Genomic DNA, 22,646 nt, shown 5'->3' with positions numbered 1-22,646 from the left:
CGCGGCGTCACGGGGAAACGGCATGACCGAACGGCTGGAGGGCGAGGCAGGCGTGACCCGCGCGGTGGAGCTGCTGCGGGCAGGCGCTCTGGTGGCGATACCCACGGAGACGGTCTATGGCCTTGCCGCCGATGCCCGCAACGGCACCGCCGTGGCCGGGATCTTCGAGGCCAAGGGCCGCCCCCGCTTCAACCCGCTGATCTGCCACTTGCCCTCGCTTCAAGCCGCTGCCGCAATCGGGGCGATCGAAGGAGAAGCCCTCCGCCTCGCCCGGGCGTTCTGGCCTGGCCCGCTCACGCTGGTGGTCCCGCTCCGCCCGGAGGCCGGCCTTTCGCCGCTGGTCACCGCCGGGCTGCAGACCGTGGCGCTGCGCGTTCCCGCGCTGCCGCTCGCCCAGGCGCTGCTCGCCGCCTTCGACGGCCCGCTTGCCGCGCCCTCGGCCAACCCCTCCGGCAGGATTTCTCCCAGCACGGCCGCCCATGTGGCCGAGGCTCTCTCGGGCCGCATCGCCGCCGTGCTCGATGGCGGCCCGGCCGAGGTCGGGGTCGAAAGCACCATCGTCGATTGCTCCGGCCCCACGCCGCGCCTGCTCCGCCCGGGTGGCCTGCCCGTCGAGGCGCTGGAGGACGCCCTCGGCGCACCACTGAACCATGACGCGCCGACCAACGACACCGCTCCAAGCGCGCCCGGCCAGCTCTCCTCGCACTACGCGCCGGCCAAGCCGGTCCTGCTCAACGTGACCACGCCGCCCGAAGGTGCGCTCTTTCTGGCCTTCGGCCCCGGTCACCCGGAGGCCGCCGCCAACCTCTCCGCTGCGGGCGATCTGCGCGAAGCCGCCGCCAATCTCTTCTCGATGCTCCACGCGCTCGACGCGCAACCGGGCACCGCCATCGCCGTGGCACCCATTCCGCAGCACGGCCTTGGCCTCGCCATCAACGACCGGCTCACCCGTGCCGCTGCGCCACGCTGAGGGCGCAGGGCGCAACCCTTCTTCAACCCTCCGGCATAATCCTCTACCCTCGGCCGCAACCGGCCCGGAACCTCGGAGAAGCCCATGACCCAACGCCTGCACCTCGTTTTCGGCGGCGAGCTGATCGACCCGTCGACGGGCGATCTGCGCGAAGCCGCCGCCAATCTCTTCTCGATGCTCCACGCGCTCGACGCGCAACCGGGCACCGCCATCGCCGTGGCACCCATTCCGCAGCACGGCCTTGGCCTCGCCATCAACGACCGGCTCACCCGTGCCGCTGCGCCACGCTGAGGGCGCAGGGCGCAACCCTTCTTCAACCCTCCGGCATAATCCTCTACCCTCGGCCGCAACCGGCCCGGAACCTCGGAGAAGCCCATGACCCAACGCCTGCACCTCGTTTTCGGCGGCGAGCTGATCGACCCGTCGAGGAGCGCCTTCAAGGATGTCGACGCCATCGACATCGTCGGCATGTTTCCCGACTACGCCTCCGCCTTCGACGCATGGAAGGCCGCGGCCCAGCGCACCGTCGACAACGCCCACATGCGCTACTACATCGCCCATATCCACCGGCTCCGCGACGAGGAGGCCGAGGCCTCTCCGACCGAAGAGCTGGGCTGATCCCCGACCCGCCCCCGGCCCCGCATGAGCCGCTTTCCGCTCTCCCGGGCCTTCGCGGGTCTGACCGGTCGCAGCCAGCCTGCGGCCGGCGCGGCAGCGGGCAAGACGCGCCCTCCCGGTCGGCTGGTCTGGGTCCACGTGGCCGAGGGCTGCAGCCCCGCCACGCTGGAGGATCTCGGGCGCACCCTTGCCGAGGTTCATCCGGTCTCCCTGCTTGTCACCGGTCTCCCCGAACAGCCCGACTTCTCCGGCGATGCCAAGCTGCTCTATCGCCGTGCGCCCGAGCCCGGCCGGGCCGGGCTGCGTGATTTCCTGTTCGAATGGCGCCCCGATATCGCGCTCTGGGTCGGCACGCCCCGCGATATCGCCCTGCTGACCGCCATGGGCACCGCCTGCCCGACAACCCTTGTCGCTCCCGGAGAGGAGGGGCTGGCGGGCGCCAATCGTGCCACCCGCGCCGCCCTGCGGCTGGTTTCCGAGCTCTGGGTCGGCAGTGCCGCCGCCGCCGGGGCGGCCCGCGCTGCCGGTGTCGGGCCCACCCGCATCCGCCTGACCGGCCCGCTCGTCGCCCCACCCGCGCCGCCACCCTGCATCGAGAGCGACCGGGCCGACCTAGCCGAGCGGCTCTCGGCGCGGCCCGTCTGGCTCGCCGCACGACCGCTGGCGCAAGAGCTGGGCCATGTGCTGGCGGCCCATCGCGCCGCGCTGGCAATCGCCCATCGTGCCATTCTCCTGCTCGTGCCCGGCGCGGACTGCCCCGATGACGATGCCCTCGCCGTGGAGCTCGCCGAGCAGGGCCTGACCTCCGCCTTCCGGGCCCGGGGCGAGGAGCCGCTCGACACAACGGAGGTCTATGTCACCGACAGGCTCTCCCCCGAGGAAGACGGGCTCTGGTTTCGACTGGCGCCGCTCTGCTTTCTGGGGGGCACCCTCACGCCCGGCGGGCCGGTCCAGGCCTCCGCCCCCGCCGCCGCGCTGGGCTCCGCCATCACCTTCGGGCCGCACGGCGGTGGCGAGGAGGCCGCGATCATGGCACGCCTCGCCGGGGCCGGGGCGGCCCGCGCCCTGGCAAATGGCGAGGCGCTGCCCTCTGCGGTGGCCGAGCTTCTGGCTCCCGACCGTGCCGCCGAACTGGCCGCCGCCGCCTGGACCGAAATCTCCGAGGGCGCCGCCGTGATCGCACGGCTTGCCGCCCATCTCGCGACCCTGCTCGACACCCGGGATGCGATCTGATGCGCGCTCCGCTCTTCTGGTACACGCCGCCCGACGCACCCGCATGGCAGGCCCGTGCGCTCGCACCTCTCGGCGCGCTCTATGCCCGCGCCACGGCGCGCCGCCTCACCCGCGCGGGCTACCGCGCCTCCATTCCGGTGATCTGCATCGGCAACATCAACGCGGGTGGCACCGGCAAAACGCCCACGGTCATCGCACTTGCCCAGCGCATCCCCGGCGTCCACGTCGTTTCCCGTGGTCACGGCGGCAGCCTCGAGGGGCCGGTGCAGGTCGATGAGCGCGGTCACGATGCGGCGCAGGTGGGCGACGAACCCCTGCTCACCGCCGCCTTCGCCCCCACCTGGGTCGCCAAGGACCGTGCCGCCGGCGTGCGCGCCGCCGAGGCCGCCGGGGCACGGGTGGTAATTCTCGACGACGGCTTCCAGAACCCCTCCGTCACCAAGGACCTGTCCATCGTCGTGGTCGATGCCCATCGCGGTTTCGGCAATGGCCGCTGCCTGCCCGCCGGTCCGCTCCGCGAGCCCGTCGCGGCCGGCTTGGCCCGCGCCGACCTGCTGCTCTCCATCGGTCCCGAGGCTGCTCAACAGAGGTTTGCCGCCGACTGGGGCGCGGCGATCCCCATGCCTCACCTCACCGGTCACCTCGCGCCGCTGCAGACCGGGATGGACTGGCAGGGCCTGCCCACCCTCGCCTTCGCCGGCATCGGCCACCCCGAGAAGTTCTTCAGCACCCTGCGCGCCTTGGGCGCCAACCTCATCCGTGGCGAGGCGCTCGACGATCACCAGCCGCTGACGCCCGCGCTCATGGCCCGGTTGGAGCTGGAGGCGGCCACGCTCGGTGCGCAACTGGTCACGACGGAAAAGGACGCCGTGCGCCTGCCCGCCGAGTTCCGCCAGAAGGTGCTCACAGTGCCCGTCCGCCTCGACCTCGCAGACTGGGCCCCGCTCGACGCGGCCCTGTCAAAGCTCTGATGTCAGCGCATCGCAGGCCGATCAGGTGCAGGTCATGCCCGCCGACCGGTCCTGCGCGGTCCAGCCAACGAACTCGCGTGCCCTGAACACAGCCGTCAGGCCATCACGAAAGCCCACAAGCGCCATGCCGTTGCCGCAAGGCTCCTCGGTCACAACAGGCCCGGCGAGCTTTTGCAGCGCGATCGTCGCGCCGGGATTGACCCGGTCGAAGCTCACCTCCTGCGGCGAGCCGGGCACGCCCACTCCGGTGGAGCGCAATTCGTAACCCAGGGGTTTGCCCGCAGGCGGTGCGGCACCGTCTCCCGCGGCGACGCAGCCGGCAAGAAGCAGGGGAAGCAGCAGTCCGCGCACTATTTGGGCGAGCGCTTGGCGAGAATGCGCTGCAAGGTCCGACGGTGCATGTTCAGCCGTCGCGCGGTCTCGCTCACATTCCGGTCGCAGAGTTCGTAGACGCGCTGGATATGCTCCCAACGCACCCGGTCGGCGCTCATCGGGTTCTCCGGCGGCGGCGGCAGCTCGTCGCCCGTGGCCAGCAAGGCGGCGGTCACCTCGTTGGCATCGGCCGGTTTGCTGAGATAGTCGGTCGCCCCGATCTTCACCGCCGCAACCGCCGTGGCAATCGCGCCATAGCCGGTGAGCACCACGATCTTGGCGTCGGGCCGCTTTTCCCGGATCGTTTCCACCACATCGAGGCCGTTGCCATCTTCGAGGCGCAGGTCGATCACGGCATAGGCAGGGGGCCTGGCGGTCGCAATCGCCCTCCCGGCGGCGACGGATTCGGCCATCTCCGGCTCGAATCCGCGTTTCTCCATCGCTCGTGCCAACCGCCGCAGGAACGGCTCGTCGTCATCCACGATAAGAAGGGATTTGTCCTTCCCGATCTCGTTGAGATCCCGCTCGGCCACGCGCGTCCTCCGCTGGTCGCTCCCCTGTCAGACAAAGCTATACGCGGGGGGAATCCGCGACAAGCCTTTCCGCACAGGCGCTTACCTCGCGTCGAGGAAGCACTGCACCGCATCCGCAAGCTGCTCGCCGCTCAGTTCGCGCCGGAAGAACCCGGCAAAGCCGGTTTCGGGGAAGGTGAGATAGGTGAAGGTCGAATGATCGACCAGGTAGTAATCGGGGTCGTCGTCGGTATGCGCCTTGTAGTAGGTCCGATAGGCCTTCGAGGCCGCGTCCACCTGCTGGGGCGAGCCTGTCAGCCCCACCATCCTGTCACTGATGTTGGCGGCATAATCGCCCACCGCCTCGGGGGTGTCCCGGGCCGGGTCGATGCTGATGAACACCGGCGTGACCGAGTAGCCCCGCTCCATGAGGATGTCAGTCGCTTCCACGTTGCGCACGGTATCGAGCGGGCAGACATCGGGGCAGAAGGTATATCCGAAGTAAATCAGCGACGGCTCGGTGATGACCTCGGCATCGGTCACCGTTTCACCCGCGGCATTCACCAGTTCGAACGGTCCGCCGATGGCCGCCGCGCTGGCGCCGCCGTCGCAGGCGGCAAAGGGGTCCTCCGGCGCTCCGGGATAAACAAACCAGGCCGTTCCGCCAATCAGCGCAGCAATCGCCACCGCCGCCACGCCCGCCCATGCTTTCGTCCGCATCTGCCGCTCCTTCTCGTTGCCCTTTGCTGACCGCGCGACGCCGGGCTAACAATGGGGCCGACTGTCACACCGGAGGCCCGAACCGCAAGTCACATGTCCGAAACTGGTCCGTCCGACATCGTTTTCCAGCACCCGCGCCGCGCCAACTGGATCCGGCTGCGCACCCTGATCGTGTTGCGCTGGGTGGCCGTGGCCGGGCAGAGCATCGCCATCGCCGCCGCGCACTTCTGGTACGGGCTCCAGCTCGAGATCGGCCTGTGCGTGCTGGCCATCGGCCTGTCGGTCATCGCCAACCTCGTTGCAATGTTCATCTACCCGGCCAACCGGCGGCTCAACGAGGGCGAGGCGATGCTGATGCTGGTCTTCGACCTCGCCCAGCTCGGCCTGCTGATCTACCTGACCGGCGGGTTGCACAATCCCTTCGCCCTCCTGCTTCTGACCCCGGTGACCATCGCCGCCACGGCGCTGGGGCTGAACGCGGTGCTCATCGTCGGCGCCGTGGCCATCGGGATCGTCACATTCGTCGCGTTCCACTATCTCCCGCTGCGCACGGTGCAGGGCTTCGTGTTGCGGGTGCCGTCGATCTTTCTCTTCGGGTCATGGATCGCCATCGTCATCGGTGTGTCCTTCCTCGCGCTCTATGCCCGCAAGGTCACCACCGAGATCGCGGCGATGGGCGATGCGCTGCTGGCCACCCAGCTCGCTCTCGCCCGCGAGCAAAAGCTCACCGACCTGGGCGGTGTGATCGCCGCGGCGGCGCACGAGCTGGGAACGCCGCTCGCCACCATCAAGCTCGTCAGTTCCGAAATGGTCGACGAGATCCAGGGCGATGCCGATCTGGAGAGCCTCCTGGAGGATTCGCGCCTCATCGGCCAGCAGGCCGACCGCTGCCGCGAGATCCTTCGCTCGATGGGCCGGGCCGGAAAGGACGACCTGCACATGCGCACCGCGCCGCTGCAAACCGTGCTGGAGGAAGCCGCCGAACCTCACCTCGGTCGCGGCAAACGCGTGCACTTCGATCTCCACCCCGGCCCGTCGGGCGATGAGCGCCAGCCCGAGATCCGCCGCAGCTCCGAGGTGATCCACGGCATGCGAAACCTGATCCAGAATGCGGTGGATTTTGCCGCCGCCAATGTCTGGGTCGAGGCACGATGGACGAACCAGAGCATCACCATTCGGGTCATCGACGATGGCGAAGGCTACCCGACCCATCTGATCGGCCGCATCGGAGACCCCTTCGTCCGGCGGCGGCGGTCGCCCGACGAGCCGCGCAGACGCCCGGAATACGAGGGCATGGGCCTGGGCCTCTTCATCGCCAAGACCCTGCTCGAACGGATCGGCGCGGAGCTGACCTTCGCCAACGGGTCCGATCCGTTTCTTGCCCCCGAGGAACGCCCCGAGAAGGGCGGGGCGATCGTCGAGGTCACCTGGCCCCGCGACCGGCTGGTGCCGCACGAGGGCGAGTCCCGCGCGGCGCTGGGCAGCAACCGCCCGATCGAGGCCTGACACGCGCGCCTGCCAGCAAGTTTGTTGCCGCCATGCACGCGGCATTAACGGCTGGTTAACCAAATTCCCCTCTTCTGGTCGCAAGCATTGCGGAGCCTTCGGGGGAGGCTGGTGGATTGAGCGATCTGTCATGGACTTTTGCGCTGGTTCTCGTGGCCACGTCATTCGGAACGGCGCTGCTTGCACTGATGGCCATTGGCCATTTTCAGCCCCGGCGGCGCGTAACCTGGGACAGGCTGGCCCGTGAGTCCGAAGAGATGACCTTTCTCTTCGAAGACGAAGAGCTGGTCGATGCCACCGACGAGGCCCGCAGCTTTCTCTCCACCGGGCCCGAGACCCTCCCGCACTGGCCCCGCTTTCTCGCCCTTCTGGCCAGCTCCTTCCCCGATATCGGCAGCCGCGTCGCCCGGCTGGCCGAGGTGGGCGCAATGGAGCTGCATGCCCGCGACGGGTCTGCGCGGCTCGAAGGCGAGTGGAAGGAGGGTTTGGCCCGGTTCTCGCTGCACAAGGGCGACGATATCGAGCCCGCCGAATACGACAGCTTCTCCGTGGCCGCGATGGCTGAGGAGCTCGACGTGCTGCGCGCCGTGGTCGACGATGCGCCCGTGCTCGCCTGGCGCGAGGACGAGGAGGGCAACGTCACATGGGCGAACGGCGCCTACATCGACCTGCTCTACCGGATGCACCCGGACAGGACCACTCTGGCATGGCCCCTGCCGCGCGCCTTCGCGCACACCTTCCACGATGGCGAGGTCGACGTCGTGCACCGGGTTTCCGTTTCGATCCCCTTCATCGAACAGGTGGTCTGGTACGATTGCATCACCCGGCCGATGGGGGCCGAGGCGCTGGTCTTCGCCACCTCCGCCGACCGGCTCGTGCAGGCCGAGCGGTCCCGCCTGGAGTTCCTTCAAACCCTCACTAAGACTTTTGCCGACCTGCCCACGGGTCTCGCCGTCTTTGACCGGGGCCGCCAGCTGGCCCTGTTCAACCCGGCCCTCACCGACCTGTCCGCGCTCGAGCCGCAATTCCTGTCGTCCCGTCCCACGCTGGTGGCCTTTCTCGACCGCCTGCGCGAGGCCCAGCGCATGCCGGAACCCAAGGACTACAAGACATGGCGGGCGAGCATCGCCCAGCTCGAATCGGCCGCCTCCGAGGGAATCCACCAGGAAATCTGGTCGCTGCCAAACGGCCAGACCTACCGGGTGACCGGGCAACCGCATCCGGACGGCGCGGTGGCCTTCCTGTTCGAGGATATCTCGGCCGAGATGTCGCTCACCCGCCGCTTTCGCTCCGAGCTCGAAATGGGGCAGGCCGTGGTCGACAGTCTCGACGAAGCCATCGCGGTTTTCTCGCACACCGGCTCGATGGTGCTTTGCAACCGCGCCTATCAGGAGCTCTGGAGTTGCGATCTCGTCGGCTCGCTCTCCGACGTGAGCGTTCAGGACGCCGTGCGCGACTGGTCCGCCCTCACCGAAAATAATGCGCTCTGGACGCGGGTCTCAAAGTTCCTGTCCGGCCAGTCCGACCGGCGGGCATGGCACGTCGATATCGAGAGCGCCGCCTACGGCACGGTCAAGTGCAGGTTCTCCCCCGTCGCCGGAGGCAACACGCTCGCAGGTTTCACCCTGCACGCGGCACCAACCCCTGCGGCGGCCCCAAGGAAGGGCCAGCACCAGGCCGTCTGATCCGCTTCCGCCTTGCCCTGCGCCGCCGGGCGGATACTCTGGCCGCGATGACCCGTGCCGCTTCGTTTCCGCTCCAGATTTCGCTCGCCTCGCCCGAGCATACCACCCGCCTTGCAGAGGCCGTCGCGCCTCTGCTCGATGCGGGCGACGTTCTCCTGTTGTCCGGCCCGATTGGCGTCGGCAAGAGCCATTTCGCGCGCGCCCTGATCCGCTGGCGGATGCGCCGCACAGGCGAAGTCGAGGATGTGCCCTCGCCCACCTTCACGCTCGTGCAAACTTACACCCTCTCTGACGGGGAGATCTGGCATGCCGATCTCTACCGCCTGAGCGACCCCGACGAGGTGGAAGAACTCGGCCTCTCGGCCGCCTTCGAAGACGCGATCTGCGTTGTCGAATGGCCCGACCGCCTGCCCGCCCCGCCCGACACGGCGCTGACCATCGCCTTCGAGCCCGACGACACCGCCGATGCGCGCAGGCTGGTGCTTTCGGGCTCCGCGGCCTGGGCCGAGCGCCTGTCTGGCATCCTGGAGGCCTCTGCATGACGAGTGTCGAAACCTTCCTGTCCGCCGCCGGATGGGGCGATGCCCAGCGCACGGCCCTCGCCGGCGATGCCTCCGCCCGCAGCTACCAGCGCCTCACCAGGGGCAACGAGCGCGCGGTTCTCATGCTCGACCCCGAGGGCAACGTTGCGCCCTTCCTGTCCATCGCTGCCCATCTCGCGGCCCAGGGTCTCTCAGCTCCCCGCATCCTCGCCGCCGACCCCGCGCATGGATTGGTGCTGATGGAAGACCTTGGCGACGATCTGATCGCCCGCATTTCCTCCACCGACCCGAGCCGGGAGGAGGCGCTCTATCTCGCCGCGACCGATGTGCTTGTCGCCCTCCACGCCGCCCCCCTGCCCGCTGGCCTGCAGCCCTACGGCCCCGCCGAGATGGCCGTGATGATCGCCCCGGCCGCCGAGTTCTACGCCACCGCCGCCGGTGTGCCCCTGACGCACGACCAATGGCACCACCTGACCGCCGCGCTGGAGGAGGCCCTGCTCGCCTCCGACATGCCGCCCCCGGTGATGATCCACCGCGACTACCACGCCGAAAACCTGCTCTGGCTGCCTGACCGTGCCGGCGCCGCCCGTGTCGGCCTGCTCGACTTTCAGGATGCCCTCGCCGGCCATCCGGCCTACGACCTCGCCTCTCTGCTCGGCGATGTCCGGCGCGACGTGGCCGGTCCGGTGCGTGAGGCCGCGATCCGTCACTATCTCGCCGCAACCGGCCATGATGGGGCCGGTTTCCGCGCCGCCCTCGCTGCCCAGGGCGCCCAGCGGAACCTGCGCATCCTCGGCATCTTCGCTCGGCTCTGCACCCGGCTCGGCAAGCCGCATTACCTCGAGCTCATGCCGCGCGTCTGGTCCCTGCTGCTCGCCGATCTCGCGCATCCCACGCTCGAGAACCTGCGAGACGTCGTGCTCGACGCGATACCGGAACCCACGCCGGAGCGGCTCGACCGGATCCGACGGGTGGCGGCATGAGCGGCCCCGATGCGGCGATGGTCTTTGCGGCGGGCTTTGGCACCCGCATGCGCCCGCTCACCAACGATCGGCCCAAGCCGCTGGTCGAGGTGGCGGGCAAGCCGCTGCTCGATCACGCGCTCGCGCTGACCGGCGGCCTCTCCCGCGTAGTGGTCAACAGCCACTACCTCGGCGAGCAGATCGCCGCCCATCTCGCAGGCCGCCCAGTGCATGTGATCCATGAGCCCCGGATCCTCGACACCGGCGGCGGCCTTCGCAACGCCCTGCCCCAGCTCGGCCCCGGCCCCGTCATCACCCTGAACTCCGATGCCGTCTGGACAGGCTCCAACCCGCTCGACACGCTTCGCGCCGCCTGGGACCCCGCGTCGATGGACGCGCTCCTCCTTCTCATCCCGGTCGCCAATGCGCGTGGTTACGCCGGCACGGGCGACTTTTCGCGCGATACCGCAGGCCGCCTCTCCCGTGGCCCCGGCTACGTCTATTCCGGCGCCCAGATCATCAAGCCGGACGGTCTCGCTGCGATTCCCGAGGCCGCCTTCTCGCTCAACCTGCTGTGGAACCGGATGCAGCCCCAGGGGCGGCTCTTCGGGGTGATCCATGGCGGCGGCTGGTGCGACGTGGGCCACCCGGACGGCATCGCCGAGGCCGAGTCCCTTCTTGCCGAGGCCCCCGGTGTTTGACCCCTCAGACCGGCCGCGGCTCTTTTCCACGCCCATCGGAGCCGACTTCTCCGAGGCGCTCCTGCGCGGCCTCGAGGCGCGGCTCGACGGAGCGCCGCCAGAGGCCTGGGGCCGGGTCACGATCTACGTCAACACCACCCGCATGCGCCGCCACCTGCTCGACCGCCTCGCGCAGGGCCCCGCCCGCTTGCTGCCCCGCATCCTGCTGGTGACCGATCTTGCCTCGGACCCGCGCCTCGCCGGGTTGAAGCCGGCCGCCTCTTCGCTCGGGCAACGGCTGCAACTGCGCCAGGCCGTGTTGCGGCTGATCGAGCTGCAACCCGACCTCGCGCCCCCCGCCGCCGCCTTCGACCTCGCCACCAGCCTCTCGGCCCTTCTCGAGGAGATGGATGACGAGGGTGTGAATCCCGCCTCCCTGGCCACGCTCGACGTGGCCGAACACTCCGCCCACTGGGCCCGCAGCCTGTCGATGATTTCCATCCTCTCGGGGCAGGATAGTGACGCTTTTCGCGGTAATGCGGCCCTCAACCGCGATGCCCTCGCGGCCCTGCTTGCCCTCTGGCATGAGACCTCGCCCCGCGACCCGGTGATCGTTGCAGGCTCCACCGGCTCCCGCGGTACCACGCGGCTCTTGATGGAGGCGGTTTCGCGCCTTCCGCAGGGGGCCGTCGTGCTCCCGGGAGTCGACCATGAGATGCCCGAGGCCGTGTGGCAGAACCTGCTCGCCTCCGCGACCAACCCCAAACGTCCGCCAGAAGAGGACCACCCGCAGTATCGCTTTGCCGCCCTGCTCTCCCGGCTCGGTCTCGAGCCGAGAGACATTCACCACTGGGCCGAGCTTCTGCCTGCCACCCCCAGCCGCAATCGCCTCGTCTCCCTCGCCCTCCGGCCCGCCCCCGTCACCGACCAATGGCGCCGCGATGGCCCGCCGCTGACCGAGACGCTTCCCGCGGCCACCGGCAGTCTGACCCTGATCGAGGCGCAATCGCCGCGCCACGAGGCCGGCGCGATCGCGCTCGCCATTCGGGAGGCCGTCGAGGCCGGCAAATCGACCGCGCTGGTTACCCCCGACCGCACGCTCGCCCGCCAGGTCACTGCCGCGCTCGCCCGCTGGTCGATCGTCCCTGACGATTCCGCCGGTCTGCCGCTGCATCAAAGCGCGCCCGGCCGTTTTCTGATCGAAACAGCCGCCCTGCTTGGCCGGCCGTTAGACCTCGCCCCGGCGCTGTCGCTTCTGAAGCACCCGCTCACAGCATCCGGCCCCGGCCAGCGCGGGCCCCACTTGCTCAATACCAGCGAGTTCGAAACCTGGGCCCGCCACAGGGGCGCCCCAAGGCTCGATCGTGCAACGCTGGAAGCCTGGCTCGCGTCCAGAACGACGAGCGCGGCGCGGCAGGCCTGGGCCGAGTGGCTCGCGACCCTGCTGGAGCGCGCTGCGGGAGCCGTCACCGAAACGCTTGCGGCGCGCATCGCCGCCCATGTCACCCTGGCCGAAGCGCTCGCCGCCGGGCCCGGGCAGATCGGCTCCGGCGCCCTCTGGCTCGAAGAGCCTGGACAGGCCGCCACCCAGGCCATGGCCGAGCTGCGCGAGGCCGCCCCTTTGGGCGGGGAGGTCAACAATAGTCACTATTTAACCCTGATCCGGAGTTTTCTGGCTGAGAAAGAGGTGCGAACGGCACCCGTATCGCACCCGCTCGTTGCGATCTGGGGTACCATCGAGGCCCGCACCCGGATCGTCGATATTTGCATCCTCGCCGGACTGAACGAGGGCACTTGGCCCGCGACGCCCGCACAGGATCCCTGGATGAACCGCGCCATGCGACATGAGGCCGGCATGCTGCTCCCCGAGCGGCGGGTCGGGCTGGCCGCGCATGACTTCCAGCAGGCGCTGGGCGCGGCCGAGGTGGTGCTGAGCCGCAGCGTACGCAGCGCCGATGCCGAAACCGTCCCCTCCCGCTGGCTCAACCGGCTGACCAACCTCCTCACCGGCCTCGGCCCGCAGGGCGCCTCTGCCCTCGACGCCATGAAAGCCCGCGGCGCGCGCCTGCAAAGGTTGGCCGATGCCCTCGCCCGCCATTCCGCGCGGCCCCTGCCATCTCTCCCCGCGCCGCGCCCCTCCCCCGCGCCGCCCGAAGGCGTGCGCCCCCGCAAGCTCTTTGTCACAGCCATCTCCACCCTGATCCGCGACCCCTATGCCATCTACGCCCGCCATGTGCTCAAGTTGCGCCGCCTCGGCCCGCGCGCGCCCGAGCCCGATGCAGCCATGCGCGGCACGGTGCTGCATGCGGTGATGGAGCGATGCCTGCTCGAGCGCTTCGATTTTACCGGCCCGCCGGACGAGGTGGCGCAGGCCTTCCTGTCCCTCGCTGCCGATGTCATCGCCAGCCACGTGCCCTGGCCCGCCACCCGCCGCCTCTGGCTCGGCCGCCTCGCATCGGCAACCCCCGATCTCCTGCGCCACGAAGCCCGGCTTCAGGCCGAGGGCACGCCCGTCATCATCGAGAAAACAGGCTCTGTTCCACTGCAACACGTTGATTTTATCGTCGCCGCAAAACCCGACAGGATCGACCGCCTCGCCACCGGCGGCTGCGCCGTGCTGGACTACAAGACCAACACGAAGCCACCCAGCGAAAAGGAGGTCGAGGCCTTCGACAAGCAGCTCCTGCTCGAGGCCGCCATTGCCGAGGCGGGTGGCTTTTCGGGCCTCGGGGCCGAGCGTGCGGCGCGAGTCGGCTACATCTCGCTCGGCAATCCCGCCAACTCCCGCGACGAGCCGCTCGAGATCGATGGCCTCTGGCGCCCCCACGCCATGCTTCTCGACCTGGCCAACCTGATCCGCAGCTATCAGAACGAGAGCAAGGGCTACACCGCCCGCCGCGCGCCGCAACACCTCTCCTACGCGGGCGACTACGATCACCTCTCGCGCTACGGCGAGTGGGATGACACCGCCCGCCCAGAAACCATTCCGGTAGGCCGATGAACGCCCCCAACCCCGCCAGCGCCGCCCAGATCCAGGCCGCCGAACCCGACCTGTCCACCTGGCTTTCCGCCAATGCCGGCTCCGGCAAGACCCGCGTGCTGACCGACCGCGTCGCGCGTCTGCTGCTGCGCGACGTGGCACCACAGAACATCCTCTGCCTCACCTTCACCAAGGCTGCCGCGGCCGAGATGCAGAACCGGCTCTTCGCCCGCCTGGGCAGCTGGTCCATGCTCGATGATGACAAGCTGGGCGAGGCGCTCGCCTCGGTCGGCGAACCCGGCGCCACCCCGGATCGGCTCGCCAAGGCCCGCCGTCTCTTTGCCCGGGCCATCGAAACGCCGGGCGGGCTGAAGATCCAGACGATCCACTCCTTCTGCTCCGCCACCCTCCGCCGGTTTCCGCTCGAGGCCGGCGTGCCGCCGGGCTTCACCGAACTCGACGACCTCTCCGCCAAGGCCCGGCTGCGCGAGGCGCTCGACCATGTGGCCGAGTCTGACCCCCAAACCTTTGATGCCTTCGCCGCGCTCTTCTCCGGGCTCGAGGTCGAGAGCTTCTGTGCCCGGCTTGCAGGTCAGCGCGAGGCCTTCGCGGATGCGGTGGATTTCGAGACCATATCAGCCCAACTTGGCCTCCCGCAGGGCTATGGCGATGCACAGTTGATCGCCGAAGTCTTCCTGGGTGGCGAAGACGAGCTGCTCTCTGCCGTCGTGCCCTTTCTCCTCGCCGGCAGCTCCAACGATGCCAAGGCCGGTGCCGAACTGGCCGATCTTCCGCCCGACCGTCTCGCCGCCCTTGCGGTGCTCGACAAGCGACTGGTCGGCCAGTCCGGCCAGTCCGCCGGCGCCGCCCGGATCGGCAGTTTTCCCACCAAGGCCACCCGCGAGAAGCTGCCGCCCGATCTGCTCGCACGGCTCGAATCCCTCATGCTCCGCGTCGCCGACGTGCACGATCGCGCCAAGCAGCTGCGCCTTGCCCAGCGCTCCCACACGCTCAATCGCTTTGCTCAGGCCTTCCTGCCCGCCTACGAGGCCGCCAAGGCCGCCCGCGGCGACCTCGACTTCGACGACCTCATCTTCAAGACCCGCGACCTGCTGACCAACGAGGGCGTGGCCGACTGGGTGCTCTTCCGGCTCGACGGAGGGATCGACCACATACTCGTGGACGAGGCCCAGGATACCGGCCCCGCCCAATGGCAGGTGATCGAGCTGATTTCCCGCGAGATCTCCTCCGGCAGCGGCCGCCGCGAGGCGGGCGAGCGCACCATCTTCGTGGTCGGTGACAAGAAGCAATCCATCTACGGCTTCCAGGGCGCCGACCCTGACGGGTTCGAGCGCATGGCAAACATCTTCACCGAGCGCCTCGCCCAGTTCGGGGCCCCGCCGCAACGGCGGGAGCTGCTGTATTCCTTTCGCTCCGCCGCGCCCATCCTGCGCGTGGTCGACGAGGCCTTTCCCCACGACCCCCGCGCCATGGGCGGCGCCCTCACCCATATTGCCTTTCACGAGGCCATGCCGGGGCGGGTCGATCTCTGGCCCTTCATCCCCAAGCCGCCCAAGACGGAGGATGACACGCCGTGGTTCAACCCGGTGGACATGGTCGCAGCCGACGATCCGCAGGTGCAACTCGCCCAGCGGATCGCCTCCGAGATCGTGCGCATGCAGGCGGAAGAGAGACTGTTCGACCATGTCGATGGCGCCTACACGCCGCGGCGCATCACCGATGGCGACATCCTGATCCTGGTCCAGCGCAGGGCCTTGATCTTTCACGAGGTGATCCGCGCCTGCAAGGCGGCGGGGCTGGAGGTTGCGGGCGCCGACCGGGTCAAGCTGGCCGAGGCCATGGCCGTCAAGGACCTGCTCGCGCTCCTTTCGTTTCTCGACACGCCCGATGACGATCTTTCCCTCGCCGCCGCCCTGCGCTCGCCGCTCTTCGACTGGAGCGAAGATGCGCTCTACCGCCTCGCCCAACCGCGCGACGGCAAGCTATGGGAGGCCCTGCGCCACTCCGGCGCGGCGGGTGAGCCCGCGCTTTCCATCCTGACCGACCTGCGCAACCACGCGGGCTTTCTGCGCCCCTACGAGTTGCTCGAGCGGATCCTGACCCACCACGAGGGCCGACCGCGCCTTCTGGCCAGGCTCGGGGTCGAAGCCGAGGAGTCCATCGACCTGCTCCTGTCCACCGCGCTCGGCTACGAACAGGCCGAAACGCCCAGCCTCACCGGCTTTCTCGCCTGGATGGAGGCGAGCGAGATCGACATCAAGCGCGGGCAGGAGAGCGGAGGCCGCGCGATCCGGGTGATGACCGTGCACGGTGCCAAGGGGCTCGAGGCTCCCATCGTGATCCTCGCCGAGAGCGGTGACCGGGTTCCGCCACGCGAGGATGGCGCGGTACTGCTGGAGGGCATGTCACCGCTCTGGAAGCCCTCCAAGCCCGACACCCCGGCCGATATCCTCCCCCACCTCGAGGCGCTGAAGGCCCGGCAGGAGGAGGAGCGCCTGCGCTTGCAATACGTTGCCATGACCCGCGCCGAGCAATGGCTCATCGTCTGCGGCGCGGGCGAGGCCAAGGAAGACAAGGAAAACTGGTATCGCCGGACCGAGTCGGCGCTTGAGCGTGTGGGCGCCGTCACCCACCTGTTTCCCTTCGGCGCCGGCAAGCGCTACCAGAATGCGCGGCCCGAGGGTGCGGACAAGCTTGAGACCCGGGCAATGTCCGACACCGGCATCACCCTGCCCGCCTTCGCCCTCGCACCGGTGCCCAGCCCGGCCCGCCCCGCGCAGATCCTGTCACCTTCCGCGCTTCCCGGCCCCAAGACCCTGCCGGCCGAGGGGGCGGGCAACCCCGATGCCATGGCCCGCGGCTCGGCCCTGCACCTCTTGCTCGAGCATCTTCCCGCCGTCGCGCCCGAGCATCGCGCCAGCCGCGCCGCGCAACTGCTCGCCTCCCATGCCCCTGCTTCCGATCCCGAGGTCATCGACGAGGCGCTTGCCGTGCTCGACGCGCCCGATCTTGCGCCCTGGTTCTCCGGCGAGGCGCTGGTCGAAGTCTCGATCTCAGCGCAGCTGCCCGAGCTGAACGGCCAGCCGATGCAGGGCATCATCGACCGCCTCATCGTGACCGAAACCACCGTGCTGGCGATCGACTACAAATCCAACGTCATCGTGCCCGTCCGGATCGAAGACACGCCAACCGGCCTTCTGGCCCAGATGGGCGCCTATGCCTCCGCGCTCTCGCAGGTCTATCCGCAGCATGGCGTGCAAACTGCCCTGCTCTGGACAAGCCTGCCCAGGCTCGACCTGCTGCCACACGACCTTGTGACGAATGCACTCAAGGCCACCGCATCTGCTTGACCTACCCCCACACCGCTCCTACCTTCCCCACCCGAACCGCAAAATCATCAGGAGTGCCGAAATGGCGACCGTTGCCGTGACCGATGACACCTTCACCACCGAGGTGAAGGAATCCGATATCCCCGTCGTGGTGGATTTCTGGGCCGAGTGGTGCGGCCCCTGCAAGCAGATCGGCCCGGCGCTCGAAGAGCTCAGCGAAGAGTTCGACGGCAAGGTGAAGATCGTCAAGGTCAACGTCGACGAGAACCCGAACTCCCCGGCCCAGATGGGCGTGCGCGGCATCCCGGCGCTGTTTCTCTTCAAGGACGGTCAGGTGGTGTCCAACAAGACCGGCGCCGCTCCCAAGGCCTCGCTGAAGGGCTGGATCGAAGAGTCGATCTGATCCCGCGAAAGAGCTGACCTGCAAGATGGCGCCCCCGGGCGCCATTTTCACAGGTTCCAGCCGAACGTCCGCAGCCTGGCCGGCAATTGCTCGTCAAACTCGTCCTGCCCGGCGTTCACCGTGTCGCCGGTCAGGAACCAATGCAGGTACCGGGCAAACTCGGGCCTCTGCTCCAACCGGGCAAAGGCCGCCTCCACGCCGTCGCGCGGCAGCGACCCGGCAATGTGGTGAAAGTCGATCTCCCCGAAGAGAATAGCCGCCTTCTCCAGGAAATAGCCCTGAAATGCCAGCGAGCTGTTCTGGGTCGCAACGTAACTGCACCGCCGCAGCAGCATGTCCGAAACGCCCTGCGCCACCTCCAGCCGGGCGTGCCGCTCTGCCAGCGCAGCCAATGCGGCCAGTTCCGCCTCGCTGTAACTCTCGCGCGGGTGCAGCGTTGCCACCACCGGCCGGTCGGTGCGCTCCAGCAGGCAGTCCAGCATCTCCAGCGGGCTCATCGCCTGAAACGAGCGATGCTCCTGCAACCGCCCCTGCAAGGGCACCAGCACAAAGCCGTCGTCCCCCACGTCCCGGCCCCTGTCGAAATTCCAGTTGCGCCAGTTGCCGAAAAAGCGCTCCGCCGCCTCGCCATCCACCGCCATCGGGTCGAACTCCGCCTTTGCCACTGGCCAGGCCCAGCGCTCATGGCTCCGCTCGATCCGCCAGAAGGCGCCCAGATAGGCGCGGCGGCAGCACAAGGCGCCGTCATGGGGCGGCGCATCCATGTGCACCAGCGTGGGGCCACCCTGCCGCACGGCCGCGTCGCGGTCGGCCAGCGAATTGCCCATCACCTCCACCGCCCAGCCGCGCTTTTCGACGATCCCGATCAATCGGTTGAAAAAGTTGAAACTGCCCGCGCGCACCCGTTGAAGGCTGGGGTCATCCAGCAAGATCCGCAGCGTTTCCCGTCCCATGGGCAGAGGCTAGGCCGCGTCTATCCTCCCCGCAAGGGTTGCACCCACGGCTGCCCGCCAATATCTCCCTCAAAACGGAGGACGCCATGGCGGACGACAAATTTCCAGGCTGGCACGGCACCACGATCATCGGGGTCCGCAAGGGCGGCGAGGTCGTGGTGGCCGGCGACGGGCAGGTGAGCCTCGGCCAGACAGTGATCAAGGGGACCGCCCGCAAGGTGCGCCGCATTGCGCCCGGCGGGCACGAGGTGGTCTGCGGCTTCGCGGGCTCCACCGCCGATGCCTTCACCCTGCTGGAGCGCCTGGAAAAGAAGCTCGAGGCCACACCCGGCCAGCTGGCCCGCGCCAGCGTGGAGCTGGCCAAGGACTGGCGCACCGACAAGTACCTGCAGAAGCTCGAAGCCATGCTCATCGTGACCGACGGCAAGGAGCTCCTCGTCATCACCGGCGCGGGCGACGTACTGGAGCCCGAGCACGGCATTGCCGCCATCGGCTCCGGCGGCAACTACGCACTCGCCGCCGCACGCGGCCTGATCGACCAGGATCTCGACGCCGAGGCCATCGCCCGCCGGGCCATGGAAATCGCCGCCGACATCTGCGTCTACACCAACGGCAACCTGACCGTTGAAAAGATCACCGCATGAGCATCACCGGCGACGATATCCGTGCCGCCGTAGGCGCCGGAAAGATCAGCGAGGCCCAGGCCACCGCCATCGTGGCCCTGGCAGATGCCCGCCGCGGCGCCCGCGAAAATCTCGATGGGCTCGATGAGCCCTTTGAGCTCTTCAAGGGCTTCAACGAGATCTTCATCGTGGTCGGGCTGACCATCCTGTTCGTCGGCTGGTGTGGTCTCACCGGTGTGTCCGCCTGGCTCTCGGGCGCACCGGAAATGCCGCTTCTGGTGTTCGCCGTCATCGGCATGGCGGTGCTCGCGGCGCTTGCCGGCTACTTCACCAAGCGGCGCAGAATGGTCGCCCCCTCCATCGCCCTTTCGATCATGTTCGCCATTTCCGCCTTGCAGGCCGGCTGGGTGCTTGGCTCGTGGTTCGCCCAGGAAGAAGGCATCATCATCCTGGCCGCTGCCGTGACGACGCTCTGCCTGCTCGGTTGGTGGGGGCTGTTTCGCATCCCCTTCGCACTGCTGCTGGTCGCACTCGGCGCCTATGTCACAGCCTTCTCCGCAACCTCGCTGGCCGGGGTCGAGTTTCGGCGCTGGCAGGATGCCTTCCTGCTCTCCGACAACGCGGCCTTTGCATGGGTCACGCTGGCCATGGGTCTCCTCGGTCTTGTCCTCGCCCTGCGCTTCGACATGTCCGATCCGCACCGCGTGACCCGCCGCACAGCGCAGGCCTTCTGGCTGCACGTCATCTCGGCGCCCGCCATCGTGAACACCGTGGCCTTCACCCTGTTCCAGCAAGGTGGTGCCGCGGCCTATATCATCCTCAGCGGCTTCCTTCTCCTCATGGCCCTCTTCGCCATCGTGATCGACCGCCGCTCCTTCCTCATTTCCGGCATCGGCTACGTCGTCGCCCTCGTCGCCATCGTGGCCGAAGGCAACACCTGGGCCTTCATCCTGCTGCTCGGTGTCTTCCTCGTCGCCCTTGGCGCCTTCTGGGAGAGCATCCGCGGCGCGATCATGGCAGCCCTCCCCCGCTTCCCCGGAAAAGACAACCTGCCGCCCTGGACGCGGCCCAGAGAGTTTTCCGCATGACCGACCTGACCCCCCGCGAGATCGTCTCCGAGCTCGACCGTTTCATCATCGGCCAGAAGGACGCCAAGCGCGCCGTGGCCGTGGCCCTGCGCAACCGCTGGCGGCGCAAGCAGCTCAGCGACGACATCCGCGACGAGGTCTACCCCAAGAACATCCTGATGATCGGCCCCACCGGCGTCGGCAAGACCGAGATCAGCCGTCGCCTCGCCAAGCTGGCGAAAGCGCCCTTCATCAAGGTCGAGGCCACCAAGTTCACCGAGGTCGGCTACGTTGGCCGCGACGTGGAGCAGATCGTGCGTGACCTGGTCGATGCCGCCATCGCCCAGACCCGCGAGCTGATGCGCGAGGAAGTCACTGCCAAGGCCCGTGAGAGCGCCGAGGAGCGCGTGCTGCGCGCCATCGCCGGCGAGGACGCGCGCGGCAGGACGCTGGAGATGTTCCGCGAAAAGCTCCGCCGTGGCGAGCTCGATGACACCGTGATCGAGCTCGATATCGCCGAGCCCGCGCCCAGCTTTCCGATGCTCGAGATCCCCGGCCAACCCGGCGGCGGGATGCAGGGCATGGGCCATCTCCAGGATCTCTTCGGCAAGGCCTTCGGCGGCCGCACCCAGCGCCGCAAGATGACCGTGGCCGAAAGCTACGAGATCCTGATCGGCGAAGAGGCCGACAAGCTGCTCGACGACGAGCAGGTGAAGGCGGCCGCGTTGGACTCGGTGCAGGAAAACGGCATCGTCTTCATCGACGAGATCGACAAGGTCTGTGCCCGCGCCGAAACCCGCGGCGGCGACGTGAGCCGCGAGGGCGTGCAGCGCGACCTGTTGCCGCTGATCGAGGGCACAACCGTCTCCACCAAGCACGGCCCGGTGAAGACCGATCATATCCTCTTCATCGCCTCCGGCGCCTTCCACATCGCCAAACCCTCCGACCTGCTGCCCGAACTTCAGGGGCGTCTGCCGATCCGGGTGGAACTCCGGGCGCTCACCGAGGAGGATTTCGTGCGCATCCTCACCGAAACCGACAATGCGCTTACCCGGCAGTACACCGCCCTGATGAAGACCGAGGGCGTGGATGTAAGCTTCACCGACAACGGCATCGCCGCGCTCGCCCGCATCGCCGCCGAGGTCAACCAGTCGGTCGAGAACATCGGCGCACGCCGGCTCTACACCGTGATCGAGCGGGTCTTCGAGGAGCTCTCCTTCCTCGCCCCCGACAAGTCCGGCGAAGCGGTCGAAATTAACGCCGATTACGTCGAGAAGAACCTCGGCGAACTCGCCCGTTCGACCGATTTGTCGCGCTACGTCCTATAGGAATGGTCACCGCTCGCGCCGCGAGCTAGTTTCCGGACCATGAAGGGTTTTTTGCGTCTTTCGGTTCTGATTCTCCTGCTCGCCGCCTGCGCGCCGCGCTCCACTCTGGTGATCGTGCCGGGCGGGGTTGGGATCGGCACGCCCTATACCGTTTTTGTGGGCAGTACGCGGGAGCGCGACCCAACCCTGAAGGGCCTGCGCTACACCGAGCGGGCGCCACTCGGCTTTCTCTCCTACGACGTGTCGGTGCCGCCCAACCGCAAGCCCGGCGAGGTGCGCACGGCCCGTCGCAGAGGGGCTGACGTCAGCCGCGACTTCGTCGCCACCGCCGCCAACCGCTATGCCTCGCCCGCCAGCTTCCGCTCCGCCATCCAGCGCGGCCTCCGCGAACGGCCCAAGGCCGGCGGCAACGTGGTCGTCTACGTCCACGGCTACAACAACACCATCGCGGATTCGGTCTTTCGCCTCGCCCAGCTGACCCATGATCTCAAGATCGACGATCTGCCGGTCAGCTACACCTGGCCCTCCGCCGAGAACCCGCTGGCCTACGCCTACGACCGCGACTCCGCGCTCTTCGCCCGAGACGGCTTCGAGAGCTTCCTGACAGAGGTATCCCGGTCCGGCGCGGATTCGATCACCATCGTCGGTCACTCGATGGGCTCGCTCGTGGTCATGGAAACCCTCCGCCAGATGGCGATCCGCAATGACCGGGAGGTGCTGCCCAAGCTCGGCGGCGTCGTGCTCATGTCGCCCGATCTCGACGTCGACCTGTTCCGCTCCCAGGCCAAGCGCATTGGCACGCTGCCGCAACCGTTCCTCATCTTCGTCTCCAGCCGCGACAAGGCACTGCGCCTCTCCGCCCGACTCACCGGGCTGCCCGCCCGGCTCGGAAACCTCGCGGACGTCAAGGAAGTCGCCGATCTCGACGTGACCCTGATCGACGTATCGAATTTCCAGGGTGGCGGCCTCGATCACTTCACCGCCGCCGAAAACCCGGCGCTGCTGAAGATCCTGGGTCAGGTCTCCGAGGTCGATGCCGCCTTCGGCAGAGACAATTCCGGCCGCACCGGCCTCGTGCCCGGCACAATCCTTACGGTGCAGAGCGCAACCTCCATCATCCTCTCGCCGGTCACCGTCCTCTCCGGCAGAAACTGATCACTTTCCATCCCTG

The 22,646-nt window shown here is 68.4% G+C and carries 21 protein-coding genes; 17 read left to right on the top strand and 4 right to left on the bottom strand.

Annotation, left to right across the window (positions count from 1 at the left end):
• The first annotated feature begins 22 nt into the window (after positions 1-22).
• From BUR94_RS17095 to lpxK, 5 genes are all read left to right on the top strand, one after another.
• Positions 23-970: an L-threonylcarbamoyladenylate synthase gene (locus BUR94_RS17095; protein ID WP_074257371.1), complete on the top strand. Its 948-nt coding sequence runs from the start codon at positions 23-25 to the stop codon at positions 968-970.
• 84 nt (positions 971-1,054) lie between these two features.
• Positions 1,055-1,261, top strand: coding sequence for a Sua5 family C-terminal domain-containing protein (locus tag BUR94_RS17090; RefSeq protein WP_074257370.1), 207 nt, complete (start codon positions 1,055-1,057; stop codon positions 1,259-1,261).
• 84 nt (positions 1,262-1,345) lie between these two features.
• Positions 1,346-1,588, top strand: a complete 243-nt coding sequence (locus tag BUR94_RS17085) for a DUF4170 domain-containing protein (RefSeq protein ID WP_074257369.1) — start codon at positions 1,346-1,348, stop codon at positions 1,586-1,588.
• 24 nt (positions 1,589-1,612) lie between these two features.
• On the top strand, positions 1,613-2,821 hold the full coding sequence (locus tag BUR94_RS17080; protein WP_074257368.1) for a hypothetical protein: 1,209 nt from the start codon (positions 1,613-1,615) through the stop codon (positions 2,819-2,821).
• Complete coding sequence (lpxK, locus tag BUR94_RS17075; protein WP_074257367.1) at positions 2,821-3,792, top strand: tetraacyldisaccharide 4'-kinase; 972 nt, start codon at positions 2,821-2,823, stop codon at positions 3,790-3,792. The genes BUR94_RS17080 and lpxK overlap by 1 nt, the downstream gene beginning before the upstream one ends.
• A gap of 21 nt (positions 3,793-3,813) precedes the next feature.
• Here lpxK and BUR94_RS17070 read toward each other — a convergent pair whose 3' ends face one another.
• From BUR94_RS17070 to BUR94_RS17060, 3 genes are all read right to left on the bottom strand, one after another.
• Positions 3,814-4,143, bottom strand: coding sequence for a hypothetical protein (locus BUR94_RS17070; RefSeq protein ID WP_074257366.1), 330 nt, complete (start codon positions 4,141-4,143; stop codon positions 3,814-3,816).
• A complete protein-coding gene (locus BUR94_RS17065) occupies positions 4,143-4,697 on the bottom strand; it encodes an ActR/PrrA/RegA family redox response regulator transcription factor (protein WP_074257365.1) in 555 nt (184 codons plus the stop codon). The genes BUR94_RS17070 and BUR94_RS17065 overlap by 1 nt, the downstream gene beginning before the upstream one ends.
• 81 nt (positions 4,698-4,778) lie before the next feature.
• Entirely contained in the window at positions 4,779-5,396 is a 618-nt protein-coding gene (locus tag BUR94_RS17060) for an SCO family protein (RefSeq protein ID WP_074257364.1), read from the bottom strand.
• A 93-nt stretch (positions 5,397-5,489) separates the two neighbouring features.
• Here BUR94_RS17060 and regB point away from each other — a divergent pair, with 93 nt between their 5' ends.
• The 8 genes from regB to trxA all read left to right on the top strand — a co-directional run bounded on the left by regB (position 5,490) and on the right by trxA (position 17,504).
• The gene (gene regB, locus BUR94_RS17055) at positions 5,490-6,902 is read left to right on the top strand and encodes a sensor histidine kinase RegB (RefSeq protein ID WP_074257363.1); all 1,413 of its coding nucleotides are present in this window, start codon (positions 5,490-5,492) and stop codon (positions 6,900-6,902) included.
• A gap of 152 nt (positions 6,903-7,054) precedes the next feature.
• Positions 7,055-8,587 (top strand): PAS-domain containing protein, encoded by a 1,533-nt coding sequence (locus BUR94_RS17050; protein WP_139301302.1) that lies wholly within the window; start codon positions 7,055-7,057, stop codon positions 8,585-8,587.
• Positions 8,588-8,634: 47 nt separating this feature from the next.
• Positions 8,635-9,129, top strand: a complete 495-nt coding sequence (tsaE, locus tag BUR94_RS17045) for a tRNA (adenosine(37)-N6)-threonylcarbamoyltransferase complex ATPase subunit type 1 TsaE (protein ID WP_074257362.1) — start codon at positions 8,635-8,637, stop codon at positions 9,127-9,129.
• Positions 9,126-10,112 (top strand): aminoglycoside phosphotransferase family protein, encoded by a 987-nt coding sequence (locus tag BUR94_RS17040; protein ID WP_074257361.1) that lies wholly within the window; start codon positions 9,126-9,128, stop codon positions 10,110-10,112. Before tsaE ends, BUR94_RS17040 begins: the two co-directional genes overlap by 4 nt.
• Positions 10,109-10,792, top strand: a complete 684-nt coding sequence (locus BUR94_RS17035; protein WP_074257360.1) for a nucleotidyltransferase family protein — start codon at positions 10,109-10,111, stop codon at positions 10,790-10,792. The genes BUR94_RS17040 and BUR94_RS17035 overlap by 4 nt, the downstream gene beginning before the upstream one ends.
• Positions 10,785-13,772, top strand: a complete 2,988-nt coding sequence (gene addB / locus BUR94_RS17030) for a double-strand break repair protein AddB (RefSeq protein ID WP_074257359.1) — start codon at positions 10,785-10,787, stop codon at positions 13,770-13,772. Before BUR94_RS17035 ends, addB begins: the two co-directional genes overlap by 8 nt.
• Complete coding sequence (addA, locus tag BUR94_RS17025; protein WP_074257358.1) at positions 13,769-17,122, top strand: double-strand break repair helicase AddA; 3,354 nt, start codon at positions 13,769-13,771, stop codon at positions 17,120-17,122. The genes addB and addA overlap by 4 nt, the downstream gene beginning before the upstream one ends.
• Positions 17,123-17,183: 61 nt before the next feature.
• On the top strand, positions 17,184-17,504 hold the full coding sequence (gene trxA / locus BUR94_RS17020) for a thioredoxin (RefSeq protein ID WP_074257357.1): 321 nt from the start codon (positions 17,184-17,186) through the stop codon (positions 17,502-17,504).
• Between the two features lie 47 nt (positions 17,505-17,551).
• Here the strand turns inward: trxA and BUR94_RS17015 are convergent, their stop codons facing one another.
• Positions 17,552-18,457: a hypothetical protein gene (locus BUR94_RS17015; protein WP_074257356.1), complete on the bottom strand. Its 906-nt coding sequence runs from the start codon at positions 18,455-18,457 to the stop codon at positions 17,552-17,554.
• A gap of 86 nt (positions 18,458-18,543) precedes the next feature.
• Between BUR94_RS17015 and hslV the strand changes: the two genes are divergently transcribed.
• The 4 genes from hslV to BUR94_RS16995 are packed head-to-tail and all read left to right on the top strand — an operon-like array spanning position 18,544 to position 22,630.
• A complete protein-coding gene (gene hslV / locus BUR94_RS17010; RefSeq protein ID WP_074257355.1) occupies positions 18,544-19,101 on the top strand; it encodes an ATP-dependent protease subunit HslV in 558 nt (185 codons plus the stop codon).
• The gene (locus BUR94_RS17005; protein ID WP_074257354.1) at positions 19,098-20,168 is read left to right on the top strand and encodes a hypothetical protein; all 1,071 of its coding nucleotides are present in this window, start codon (positions 19,098-19,100) and stop codon (positions 20,166-20,168) included. The genes hslV and BUR94_RS17005 overlap by 4 nt, the downstream gene beginning before the upstream one ends.
• A complete protein-coding gene (gene hslU, locus BUR94_RS17000) occupies positions 20,165-21,475 on the top strand; it encodes an ATP-dependent protease ATPase subunit HslU (RefSeq protein ID WP_074257353.1) in 1,311 nt (436 codons plus the stop codon). The genes BUR94_RS17005 and hslU overlap by 4 nt, the downstream gene beginning before the upstream one ends.
• 39 nt (positions 21,476-21,514) lie before the next feature.
• A complete protein-coding gene (locus tag BUR94_RS16995) occupies positions 21,515-22,630 on the top strand; it encodes an alpha/beta hydrolase (protein ID WP_074257352.1) in 1,116 nt (371 codons plus the stop codon).
• Positions 22,631-22,646 lie beyond the last annotated feature (16 nt).

It is taken from the genome of Vannielia litorea, from assembly GCF_900142295.1.
Lineage (GTDB): Bacteria > Pseudomonadota > Alphaproteobacteria > Rhodobacterales > Rhodobacteraceae > Vannielia > Vannielia litorea.
This window is presented reverse-complemented; position numbering and strand designations above follow the sequence as displayed.